Genomic DNA, 12,269 nt, shown 5'->3' with positions numbered 1-12,269 from the left:
AGCTCATGGCATGCAGTCGGCCCCCTCCAGCCAGGAACACCACCCAAAACCCCGGTCAAGCCCCGATAAACCGGAGCCTCGACGATTGTTTTACAAAAAATCACGGAACCCTGGGATCGTGCCTAAACTCCAAGCTGCGCGGCTGGGCAAATAACCGGCCCGACTGGCGCTGATACGGGCCAGACTCCTGTCCATTGGTATGCACATAAAGAGAACAAAGCTATGAAACGGATTCTTCTCGGTACTCTCTTCGCCGCTGTATCCATCAACGCTATGGCTCAGGCGCCAGGCGGCCCGGATTGCGGTTGGGGCAACATGCTGTTCGAAGGTCAGCGTGGCACCCCGGCTCACTTCCTGGCATCCACCACCAACGGCACTTCCGGCAACGCCACGTTCGGCATGACTTCCGGCACCAACGGCTGCGCCACCAACGCTTCGCTGACCTACGGCGGCAAATCCTGGTTCGCCATGAACGGCATGATGAACGAACTCTCCGAAGACATGGCCAAGGGTCAGGGCGAAGCGCTGACCACCTATGCCGTGGTACTCGGCGTGGCACCTGAAGACCGCGCGCACTTCGCCGCAGTCACCCACGAACACTTCCAACAGATCTTCACCAAGGCAGACGCCACCGCTGAAGACGTGCATACCAACACCCTGGCCATCCTCAAGGGCGACGCTCGCCTGGCTAAATACGCCACTCCGGCATAAGCTCGGCCCACCCGCCCCTTCATGGGGCGGGTTTTGTTTTTTGGACCTGGCCGCTCAAGCCTGCCCCAGGCTTACCGGTCGCCCCACCCCGACTCGGGTCTCTTTTTTATTAAGTTGCCACCATGCTCAAACGCCTTGCCTACCTGGCGCTCTGTGTCTGCGCCCCGTTGTCCGCCGCACCACAGATCGACAACCCGCGTTTGCAGCAACTGGCCAACGACCCCTTCTGGATTTCCCTGGGCCACTACGAAACCGCCAAGCTCGGCGGCTGGCGCAGCTATGTCAGCGACCCCAAGTTCTTCCTCGCCGCCAACGGCGCCGAACGCCCCGATGCCGAGCTGCAAGCCACCCTGCAAGCGCTCTACGCGCCTGCCAGCGCCGGCGAGCAACACGCCCAGTGCGTGTACCCGGCGCGCACCCGTTGGCTCAAGGCGCAACTGAACCTCACCGACCTGCCCACGGTGGCGTGCGCCGAATTCACCCAGTGGTTCAAGGACGTTTCGCCCCACAGCGCGGTGATGATTTTCCCGGCGGCTTACCTCAATAGCCCGTCGTCGATGTTCGGCCATACCCTGCTGCGCATCGACCAGGCCGATGTGCAAAGCGACCAGACCGCCCTGCTCAGCTACGCGATCAACTTCGGCGCCTACATCGAAGGCTCCGACAACAGCATCCTCTACGCCTGGAAAGGCCTGATGGGCGGCTACCCCGGCCTCTTTGCCCTGGTGCCCTACCAGGAAAAGCTCTCCGAGTACCGCAGCCTGGAAAACCGCGACCTGTGGGAATATCGGCTGAACCTGACGCAAGCCGAGACCGAGCGCATGGTCGAGCACGTCTGGGAACTCAAGCAGATCAAGTTCGACTACTTTTTCTTCGACGAAAACTGCTCCTATCGCCTACTCGAGCTGCTGCAAGTGGCCCGCCCGGGCCTGAAGCTGACCGAGCAATTCCCCCTTACCGCCATCCCCACCGACACGGTGAAAGCGGTCAAGGACGCGGGCCTGGTGGAGAAGATCGACTATCGCCCCTCCCGCGAGCGCGAATTGCTCAGCCGCGCCGAGCCGCTGAACGGTGACGAACAGCAATGGGTGCTCAAGGTCAGCGCCGACCAACAACAGCTCCAGGCCCCGGCCTTCAAGGCCCTGCCCCGCGCGCGCCAGGCGTTGATTATCGACGCCGCCTATCGCCTGGAGCGCTACCGCGCCAACGGCCAGGAACGCGACCCGCAACGGGCCCAGCGCAGCTTCGAGCTGTTGCGCGCCATCAACCAGAACCCCGCGCCGGAGCTGGACATCCCCCGCCCCGGCCTGCCCGAGGACGGCCACGAATCGCGCACCTGGCAGGCCGGCATCGGCACCCGGGGCGACGATGCCTTCGCCGAATACGGCCTGCGCATGGCCTATCACGACCTCAACGACAACGCCGAAGGCTTCCCCCTGGGCGCGCAGATCGAAATCCTGCAAATGAAAGTGCGCCAGTACGAGGGCAATCGCTGGCAGTTGCAGCAACTGGACCTGGCCACCATCCGCTCCCTGACCCCGCGCAACGAGCTGCTGCAACCACTGTCGTGGCAAGTCACCGGGGGCCTGGAACGGGTGCCGGGCAAGCACGACGACGAAACCCTGGTCAGCCACGTCAATGGTGGCGCCGGCGGCACCTGGCAACTGGGCGACGACCTGCTCGGCTTTGCCCTGGGGGCCGTGCGCGTGGAGCACAACAACGACTTCGCCGAATTCATCTCCCCAGCCGCCGGGTTCAATACCGGCCTGCTGTGGAAAACCCCCCTGGGCAACCTGAGCCTGGAGGCGCGCGGCGACTACTTCACCAACGGCGAAGTGCGCCGTAGCCTGAGCCTCAACCAGCAATGGGAGTTGTCGCGCAACCTGGGCCTGCGCCTGAGTGCCCAGCGCGAATTCAGCCACCTGGCCTCGGCCGAGAACGAAGTGATGCTGGAATTGAAGTGGTATCACTACTGAAGCGCAAAACAGCGCCCCACAGGTCGCTTTGCAACAACCGATGAAACCAAAAGGCTGCGACCATGGCCCAACCCTGCATGACAGGAGAAATGCCATGAGTCGCGCATTCGTCAACGAAGACCAGGCCGCTGCCCAGGCCGACACCCCGGTGGAGCGCCAGGTCAGCACCCAGCCCAACCACCTCACCGCCCGCGGGCTGGCGCAATTGCAGGCGAAAGTCGCCGAACTGCAGCAATTGCACAGCGAAGAAAGCGCCCGAGGCGAAATGGCCGACAAACAGCGCCAGGCCGAGATCGAGCGTGACCTGCGCTACTTCAACCAGCGCCTGCGCAGCGCCCAGGTCGTCGCGCCCGCCACCTCCACCGAGCAGGTGCAGATCGGTAGTTGGGTGACCTTTGCCAATGAAGACGATGCGCAACAGCGCGTACAACTGGTGGGGGAGGATCAGGCCGACGCCGCGCGCGGCCTTATCAACTGGGGCTCGCCCCTGGGCCGGGCCCTGCTGGGCGCCCGGCTCGGCGACGAAGTGCTATGCAAGCGCCCCGCCGGCGATCAGGTGCTGGAGATTATCCGCATCGAGCCCGAGGTTTAGACCACGCCCTGGGCCAGCATCGCGTCGGCAACCTTGACGAAACCGGCGATGTTCGCGCCTTTGACGTAGTTGATGCGGCCGTTTTCTTCGCCGTAATGCACACACGCGTGGTGGATCGACTGCATGATGTTGTGCAACTTGCTGTCCACCTCACCGGCCGTCCACAGCAGGCGCATGGCGTTCTGCGACATCTCCAGGCCACTCACCGCCACGCCGCCAGCGTTCGACGCCTTGCCCGGGGCGAACAAAATGCCCGCCTCGATAAAGATATCCACCGCCGCCAGGGTGGTCGGCATGTTCGCGCCTTCGGCCACGCAGATGCAGCCGTTGCGCAGCAGGGTGCGCGCGGCGTTGTCGTCCAATTCGTTCTGCGTCGCGCAAGGCAGCGCGATATCGCACGCCAGGTCCCACGGGCACTGGCCGGCACGGAACTCCAGGGCAAAACGCGTCGCCAGTTCGCTGATGCGCCCGCGCTTGACGTTTTTCAGCTCCAACACCGCCAGCCATTGCTCCTCGGTCAGGCCCGACTCGCAGTACAGCGTGCCTTCGGAGTCAGACAGGGAAATCACCTTGCCGCCCAGGTCCATGACCTTACGTGCCGCGTACTGGGCCACGTTGCCGGAACCGGAGATCGCCACGCGCTTGCCTTCCACACGCTGGCCGCTGCGCTTGAGCATTTCTTCGGCGAAGTACACGCAGCCAAAACCGGTGGCTTCCGGGCGGATCAGGCTGCCGCCGTAGCTCATGCCCTTGCCGGTCAGGACGCTAGTGAACTGGTTGCTCAGGCGCTTGTACTGGCCGAACAGGAAGCCGATTTCGCGGGCACCGACGCCGATATCGCCGGCCGGCACGTCCACGTCTGCGCCGATATGGCGGTACAGCTCGCTCATGAACGCCTGGCAGAAACGCATCACTTCGGCGTCGCTCTTGCCTTTGGGGTCGAAGTCCGAGCCGCCCTTGCCGCCGCCCATGGGCAGGGACGTCAGGGAGTTCTTGAAGGTTTGCTCGAAGGCGAGGAATTTCAGCACGCCCATGTTCACCGACGGGTGGAACCGCAGGCCGCCCTTGTACGGGCCGATGGCGCTGTTCATCTGGATGCGGAAACCGCGGTTGACCTGCACCTTGCCCTGATCGTCAACCCAGGAAACGCGGAACACCACCGCGCGCTCGGGTTCGCAAATCCGTTCGAGAATGCCCGAGGTCAGGTAATGCGGATTAGCCTCCAGAAATGGCCACAGGCTGCGTAGGACTTCTTCTACAGCCTGGTGGAATTCCGGTTGCTCAGGGTCGCGCTTTTTCAGGCGGGCAAGGAAGTCTTCGACGGATTCGATCATGGGAAGTCTCGGCAAATTTATTGTCGTTAAAGGAGATTTGCCCGGGACTTTATCAATTCATTTCGCACCGCGACAGCGCAAAATGTCGCAGTTATGAAATTAAATGGTGCATTGGATGTAAATCGGCAGGGTTTTCTCGGCTGTTTTGCACCTAAACAGGGATTGCCAGCCCAAGGCTTGCACCATCAGGTTTAGCACTATCGCGAGCAGGCTCGCTCCCACCTGGAGCGATGTTTACTCCACCTGTAGGAGCGAACCTGCTCGCAATAGTCCTACATCCACTCCAGCAGATTCACACGCAAAAAAAAAACGGAGCCCCCAAGGGCTCCATTGTTCAAACCACCGGCGCGGATCAGGCCAGTTTCTTGTGCCGTACGCGGTGCGGCTGGGCCGCTGCGTCGCCGAGGCGTTTTTTGCGGTCGGCTTCGTACTCGGTGTAGTTGCCCTCGAAGAACACCGCTTGCGAGTCGTCTTCGTACGCCAGGATGTGGGTCGCCACACGGTCGAGGAACCACCGATCGTGGGAGATCACAATGGCGGCGCCCGGGAAGTCCAGCAGGGCTTCTTCCAGGGAACGCAGGGTTTCAACGTCCAGGTCGTTGGACGGTTCGTCGAGCAGCAGGACGTTGCCGCCCTCTTTCAGGGTCAGGGCCAGGTGCAAGCGGCCGCGCTCACCACCAGAGAGGTCCTTGACGAACTTCTGCTGGTCGCCGCCCTTGAAGTTGAAACGCCCGACGTAAGTACGCGACGGGATTTCGTAGTTGCCGATGCGGATCTGGTCCGAGCCGTCGGAGATCTGCTGGAACACGGTCTTGCTGCCGTCCAGGTCATCACGGCTTTGGTCCACGCAGGCCAGTTGCACGGTTTCGCCGATTTCGATGCTGCCCGAATCCGGTTGTTCCTTGCCCATCAGCATGCGGAACAGCGTGGATTTACCCGCGCCGTTACCGCCGATAACACCGACGATCGCGCCCTTTGGCATGGAGAACGACAGGTTGTCGATCAACACGCGGTCGCCATAGCCCTTGGAGACGTTTTTGAATTCGATGACCTTGTCACCCAGGCGCGGACCAGCCGGGATGTAGATCTCGTTGGTTTCGCTGCGCTTCTGGAATTCCTGCGACTGCATTTCCTCAAAGCGCGCCAGGCGCGCCTTGGACTTGGACTGGCGGGCCTTGGCGCCTTTGCGCACCCATTCCAGTTCGTCCTTCATGGCCTTTTCATGGGCCGATTGCTGCTTGGATTCCTGGGCCAGACGATCGGACTTGGCTTCCAGCCAACCCGAATAGTTGCCCTCGTACGGAATGCCCGCGCCGCGGTCCAGTTCCAGGATCCAACCGGCGACGTTGTCGAGGAAGTACCGGTCGTGCGTGATCGCGACCACGGTGCCCGGGAAATCGTGCAGGAAGTGCTCCAGCCAAGCCACCGAGTCAGCGTCCAAGTGGTTGGTCGGTTCGTCGAGCAGCAGCATATCGGGAGCCGACAACAGCAAGCGGCACAGAGCCACACGGCGTTTTTCGCCACCGGACAGGTGCTCGATCTTGGCGTCCCAGGCTGGCAGGCGCAGCGCATCGGCGGCCACTTCCAGTTGACGATCCAGGTTGTGGCCGTCGCCGGCTTGCAGGATGGCTTCGAGCTTGGCCTGTTCGGCGGCCAGTTTGTCGAAGTCGGCATCCGGGTCGGCGTATTCGGCGTAGACCTGATCCAGGCGCGCCTGGGCGTCCTTGATGACGCTGACTGCTTCCTCGACCACTTCACGCACGGTCTTGGTCGGGTCCAGTTGCGGCTCTTGCGGCAGGTAGCCGATGTTCAGCTCAGGCATCGGGCGTGCTTCGCCGTCGAACTCGGTGTCGACGCCAGCCATGATTTTCAACAGGGTGGATTTACCCGAACCGTTGAGGCCCAGCACGCCGATCTTGGCGCCGGGGAAGAAGGACAGCGAAATGTTTTTCAGGATTTCCCGCTTCGGCGGAACAACTTTGCTCAGCCGATGCATGGTGAAGACGTATTGAGCCATGGAGAACCTAGGGTCAGTGACGGGTGAATAAAGCGGGCGAAGCCCGGGCCAGGCTATGCGCGGCGCGGGCCGTTGATCGCGATCAATGCCTGCGTGCGGAAAATGCCTGATTGTCTGAGGCTGGAGCGCCTTCGCGTAACCGGCAAAGCTACCTCAACGGATCATATGAGTCCAGCCAGCAGGGGCTGGCACTTTGCCACAACTCAGGGCATGCTATCCGCCCTTTGGGCGTCCGGCTTATAGTGCACGTCGCGCCAGTCCAGCCAAATCGCAGGGTCACAGCTTGCCCAATGTCACTTCGCCTTCGTCCGCGCGCGCGCCAAACTCTGCGCCCGGCTTGCCTCTGCGCGGCACCATCAAGGGCGCACTGGCAACCATGGTCTTGTTGCTGTTGGCCCTGCTGTTCTGGCAACTGCTCGACCAGCTCAAGCAAACCCAGCAACACGAACGCCAGTACACCATCGACTACAGCGCAGATCAGGCCGACCACATCAGCCTGAACATGGCGCTGAACGCGCAGATCGCCCTGAATCTGCTACCGATCGTCGAACAACCCCGCTCATCCGATGAACTGCAGGCGCTGCTGGCCAAACTCCAGCGCTCGCTGCCCGACCTGCGCAGCCTGGCCCTGCTCGACAGCGAAGGCCAAGTGCGCAGCGACAGCGCCGCCGCCAGCGGCGACCACCCATGGCTGGCGCAGATGACCCAACGCAGCCGCGCCCAACGCTACTTCTACGGCAGCGCGGCGGATGGCTCGGTGGCGTACCTGCTGTTGCACCAACCCAGCGGCGACAGCAAAGGCTACTGGGCGCTGCGTTTGGCCCCTCGCTTCGTGCAAGGCCTGGGCAAGAGCGGCGAACACCCGGCCTCGGCCCAATGGGCGCTGGAAAACCAACTGACCCAACAGATCATCGGGCAAAGCCCCAACCTGGCGGCGGCGCACAACCAGGTCCTGCCCCCCGAAGCCCTCGAAGACAGCGTGCTGGTGGTACCCCTGGGTAAAAGCGACTGGCAACTGCGCGGGTTGTTTGATGAGCAAGCGGTGGTCGAGCAACTACTGCCGGCGTTTATCGGCAAATGCCTGCTAGGGCTGGCGTTCTCTCTACTACCGCTTGTCGCCCTGCTCAACATGCGCCGCCGCCAGCGCCAGTTGCATGAGGGCCGGCGCCGCTACCAGGACATTTTTGAAGGCACGGGCGTGGCTTTGTGCGTGCTGGACCTGTCCGGGCTCAAGGCTTTCTTTAATAACAGCCACCTGCAAACCGGCGACGAACTGCGCCAATGGCTGCAAGGCCAACCGGGCCAGCGCCAGTATTTGCTGCAAGAGCTGCGCATCACCGAGGTCAACCAGGTCGCCCTGCAATTGCTCAACGTCAGTTCCTGCGAAGACGCCTGGAGCCTGTTGATTGCCGGCGACCCGCAGGTGGGCAATGCCATCGGCAATCAATTGCTTGAAGCGGTGCTGGAGCAACAGCAGCAACTGGAGCTGGAAATCAAGCTCAAGGACGCCCAGGGCAACGACCAGCATCTGTGGCTGGTGCTGCGCCTGCCCCGCGAGCGCAGCGACTACCAAGCGGTGATCCTGAGCATCAGCGACATCACCAGCCGCAAGCTGATCGAGTTGTCGCTGGTGGAACGCGAAGGCTTCTGGTCCGACGTGGTGCGCACCGTGCCCGATCACCTCTACGTGCAGGACGTCGTCAGCCAGCGGATGATTTTCAGCAACCATCACCTGGGCCAGACCTTGGGCTACAACAAGACCGAGTTGCAGCAGATGGGCGAGTACTTCTGGGAGATCCTGCTGCACCCCGAAGACGCCGACCTCTACCACCTCGCCCGCCAGGAACAGCGCCGCAGCGGCTACGCGCAATTGCTGCAATGCCAGTTGCGTTTTCGCCACCGCAACAACCAATGGCGGCGCTTCGAGGTCCGCGAGCAGGCCCTGGCCCGCGACCGTCACAACCAGGTCACGCGCATCATTGGCGTGGCCAAGGACATCACCGACCAGATCGAAGCCAGCGAGTCACTGCGCGACAGCGAGCAGCGCTATCGCATGCTCGCCGAGAGCATCAGCGACGTGATTTTCTCCACCGACAACAAACTCTCGCTTAACTACGTCAGCCCTTCGGTGCAAGCCGTACTGGGCTTTGCCGTGGACTGGATCTTCCAGAATGGCTGGCAATCGACCATCGCCAACCCCCAGCAACTGAGCGGCATCTACAGCCTGATGGATCGCGTCAGCAAAGCCCTGGACAAACCCGAGCAACTGGCCCAACTGCGCGACCAGGTGCAGACCCAGTTGTTCCTGTTCGACTGCCTGCGCGCCGACGGGCGCAAGATCCCCATCGAGTTGCGCCTGGTGCTGGTGTGGGACGAACACGGTGCGTTCGAGGGGGTGTTGGGGGTGGGCCGCGACATCAGCCAGCAGCGCCGCGCGGAAAAAGACCTGCGCATGGCGGCCACGGTGTTCGAGCATTCCACCTCGGCGATCCTCATCACCGACCCGGCCGGCTATATCGTGCAGGCCAACGAGGCCTTCAGCCGCGTCAGCGGTTATGCGGTGGCGCAAGTGCTCGACCAGTTGCCCAACATGCTCACCGTCGACGACCAACAGGAAGCCCACCTGCGCTATGTGCTCAAGCAACTGCACCAGCACAGCACCTGGGAAGGCGAGGTCTGGCTCAAGCGCCGCAACGGCGAGCACTACCCGGCCTGGGTCGGCATCACCGCGGTACTGGACGACGAAGGCGACCTGGCCAGCTATGTGTGTTTTTTCAGCGACATCAGCGAGCGCAAGGCCAGCGAGCAGCGCATCCATCGCCTGGCCTACTACGACGCCCTGACCCACCTGCCCAACCGCACGCTGTTCCAGGATCGCCTGCACACCGCGCTGCAATCGGCCGAGCGGCAGAAGTCGTGGGTGGTGCTGATGTTCCTCGACCTGGACCGCTTCAAGCCAATCAACGATTCCCTCGGCCACGCGGCCGGCGACCGTATGCTCAAGGAAATGGCCACGCGCCTGCTCGGCTGCGTTGACGATGACGACACCGTGGCGCGCATGGGCGGCGACGAATTCACCCTGCTCCTGCAACCGCGTGCCAGCCGCGAAATGGCCCTCAACCGCGCCATCCACGTCGCCGAGCAAATCCTCGCCAGCCTGGTCAAACCCTTCGTCCTTGAAGGCCGCGAGTTCTTCGTCACCGCCAGTATCGGCATCGCCCTGAGCCCCCAGGACGGCAACGAGCTGAGCCAGTTGATGAAGAACGCCGACACCGCCATGTACCACGCCAAGGAACGCGGCAAGAACAACTTCCAGTTCTACCAGGCCGACATGAACGCCAGCGCCCTGGAACGCCTGGAGCTGGAAAGCGACCTGCGCCACGCCCTGGACCAGAACGAATTCGTCCTTTATTACCAACCCCAGTTCAGCGGCGACGGCAAACGCCTGACCCGCGCCGAAGCCCTGCTGCGCTGGCGCCATCCACGGCGTGGGCTGGTACCGCCGGGGGACTTCATCCCGGTGCTCGAAGAGCTGGGCCTAGTGGTGGATGTGGGCGACTGGGTCATCGCCGAAGCCTGCCGCCAGCTCAAAGCCTGGCACCAGGCGAAGGTGCGCGTGCCGAAAGTCTCGGTGAACATCTCGGCACGGCAGTTCTCCGACGGCCAACTGGGCACCCGCATCGCCAACATCCTCAGGGACACCGGCCTACCGCCGGCGTGCCTGGAGCTGGAACTGACCGAAAGCATCCTGATGCGCGAAGTCAGCGAAGCCCTGCAAATCCTCGCCAGCCTGAAGAACCTGGGCCTGAGCATCGCGGTGGACGACTTCGGCACGGGCTACTCCTCGCTCAACTACCTGAAGCAGTTCCCCATCGACGTGCTGAAAATCGACCGCACCTTCGTCGATGGCCTGCCCTGCGGCGAACAGGACGCCCAGATCGCCCGCGCCATTATCGCCATGGCCCACAGCCTGAACCTGGCGGTGATCGCCGAAGGCGTGGAGACCCACGAGCAACTGGACTTCCTGCGCGAACACGGCTGCGACGAAGTGCAGGGCTACCTGTTCGGCCGCCCGATGCCGGCCAACCGTTTCGAAGCCCAATTCAGCAACGATGCGCTCTTCCTGTTCGACTGACAGCAAGAGCGCGGCAAGCTTAAAGCGACAAGCGGCAAGCAGTAGCGCGTTGGCTTTAACTTGCCGCTTGTAGCTCCCCACTTGAAGCTCGCTCTCCCACAACCTGATCGCGTTTCATATCCCTTCTAAAAGCGCATGGGTTAGAATGCCCCTCTTTTCTGCCCCCGATCCTTGAGGACCGCCATGTTCAGCCGTGATTTGACTATTGCCAAGTTCGACGCCGATCTTTTTGCCGCCATGGAGCAAGAAGCTCAGCGCCAGGAAGAACACATCGAGCTGATCGCTTCGGAAAACTATGCCAGCCCAGCGGTGATGGAAGCTCAAGGCTCGGCCCTGACCAACAAGTACGCCGAAGGTTATCCGGGCAAGCGCTACTACGGTGGTTGCGAGTACGTCGACGTGGTTGAGCAACTGGCCATCGACCGTGCCAAGGAGCTGTTCGGCGCCGATTACGCCAACGTCCAGCCACACGCCGGTTCCCAAGCCAACAGCGCCGTGTACCTGGCCCTGCTCTCGGCCGGCGACACCATTCTGGGCATGAGCCTGGCCCACGGCGGTCACCTGACCCACGGTGCCAGCGTTTCTTCCTCGGGCAAGCTGTACAACGCCATCCAGTACGGCATCAACGCCGATGGCCTGATCGACTACGACGAAGTCGAGCGCCTGGCCCTGGAACACAAGCCAAAAATGATCGTGGCTGGTTTCTCCGCCTACTCCCAGATCCTCGATTTCCCACGCTTCCGTGAAATCGCCGACAAGGTAGGCGCCTACCTGTTCGTCGACATGGCCCACGTGGCCGGCCTGGTCGCCGCTGGCGTGTACCCGAACCCGGTACCGTTCGCCGACGTGGTCACCACCACCACCCACAAGACCCTGCGCGGCCCACGTGGCGGCCTGATCCTGGCGCGCGCCAACGCCGACATCGAGAAAAAGCTCAACTCCGCGGTGTTCCCTGGTTCCCAGGGCGGCCCACTGGAGCACGTGATCGCCGCCAAGGCCATCTGCTTCAAGGAAGCACTGCAGCCTGAGTTCAAGGCCTACCAACAACAGGTCATCAAGAACGCCCAGGCCATGGCCAGCGTGTTCATCGAGCGCGGTTTCGACGTAGTTTCCGGCGGTACTGAAAACCACCTGTTCCTGCTGTCGCTCATCAAGCAGGACATCTCCGGCAAAGACGCCGATGCCGCACTGGGCAAGGCGTTCATCACCGTGAACAAAAACTCGGTGCCTAACGACCCACGCTCGCCGTTCGTCACCTCGGGCCTGCGCTTCGGCACACCCGCCGTGACCACTCGCGGCTTCAAGGAAACCGAGTGCAAGGAGCTGGCTGGCTGGATCTGCGACATCCTGGCCGACCTGAACAACGAAACCGTGATCGACGCGGTACGTGAGAAGGTCAAAGCCATCTGCGCCAAGCTGCCGGTATACGGCGCTTAATCGCCCCGTTACTACGCGGCACTAAAAAGCCCGGTCTTATGACCGGGCTTTTTTTCGTCTGAACGTT

6 protein-coding genes and 1 pseudogene are annotated in these 12,269 nt (G+C 62.4%); 5 read left to right on the top strand and 2 right to left on the bottom strand.

The window, feature by feature from the left end; genetic code table 11:
* The first annotated feature begins 222 nt into the window (after positions 1 to 222).
* From AC19YT_RS07355 to AC19YT_RS07345, 3 genes are all read left to right on the top strand, one after another.
* Positions 223 to 711 (top strand): DUF3015 domain-containing protein, encoded by a 489-nt coding sequence (locus AC19YT_RS07355; RefSeq protein ID WP_095109441.1) that lies wholly within the window; start codon positions 223 to 225, stop codon positions 709 to 711.
* 122 nt (positions 712 to 833) lie between these two features.
* Complete coding sequence (locus tag AC19YT_RS07350; protein ID WP_500610027.1) at positions 834 to 2,687, top strand: DUF7840 domain-containing protein; 1,854 nt, start codon at positions 834 to 836, stop codon at positions 2,685 to 2,687.
* Positions 2,688 to 2,781: 94 nt separating this feature from the next.
* A complete protein-coding gene (locus AC19YT_RS07345) occupies positions 2,782 to 3,279 on the top strand; it encodes a GreA/GreB family elongation factor (RefSeq protein WP_500610026.1) in 498 nt (165 codons plus the stop codon).
* Here the strand turns inward: AC19YT_RS07345 and gdhA are convergent.
* Both gdhA and ettA read right to left on the bottom strand, forming a co-directional pair.
* Complete coding sequence (gene gdhA, locus AC19YT_RS07340; RefSeq protein WP_095109438.1) at positions 3,276 to 4,613, bottom strand: NADP-specific glutamate dehydrogenase; 1,338 nt, start codon at positions 4,611 to 4,613, stop codon at positions 3,276 to 3,278. The two genes, AC19YT_RS07345 and gdhA, sit on opposite strands and share 4 nt — an antisense overlap.
* Before the next feature lie 352 nt (positions 4,614 to 4,965).
* On the bottom strand, positions 4,966 to 6,630 hold the full coding sequence (gene ettA, locus AC19YT_RS07335; protein ID WP_095109437.1) for an energy-dependent translational throttle protein EttA: 1,665 nt from the start codon (positions 6,628 to 6,630) through the stop codon (positions 4,966 to 4,968).
* Between the two features lie 967 nt (positions 6,631 to 7,597).
* Between ettA and AC19YT_RS07330 the strand changes: the two are divergent.
* Positions 7,598 to 10,765, top strand: a pseudogene (locus AC19YT_RS07330) (sensor domain-containing protein); the annotation flags it as partial.
* A gap of 183 nt (positions 10,766 to 10,948) precedes the next feature.
* The gene (gene glyA, locus AC19YT_RS07325; RefSeq protein ID WP_095109435.1) at positions 10,949 to 12,202 is read left to right on the top strand and encodes a serine hydroxymethyltransferase; all 1,254 of its coding nucleotides are present in this window, start codon (positions 10,949 to 10,951) and stop codon (positions 12,200 to 12,202) included.
* Positions 12,203 to 12,269 lie beyond the last annotated feature (67 nt).

Source organism: Pseudomonas sp. MF08875 (assembly GCF_059862525.1).
This window is presented reverse-complemented; position numbering and strand designations above follow the sequence as displayed.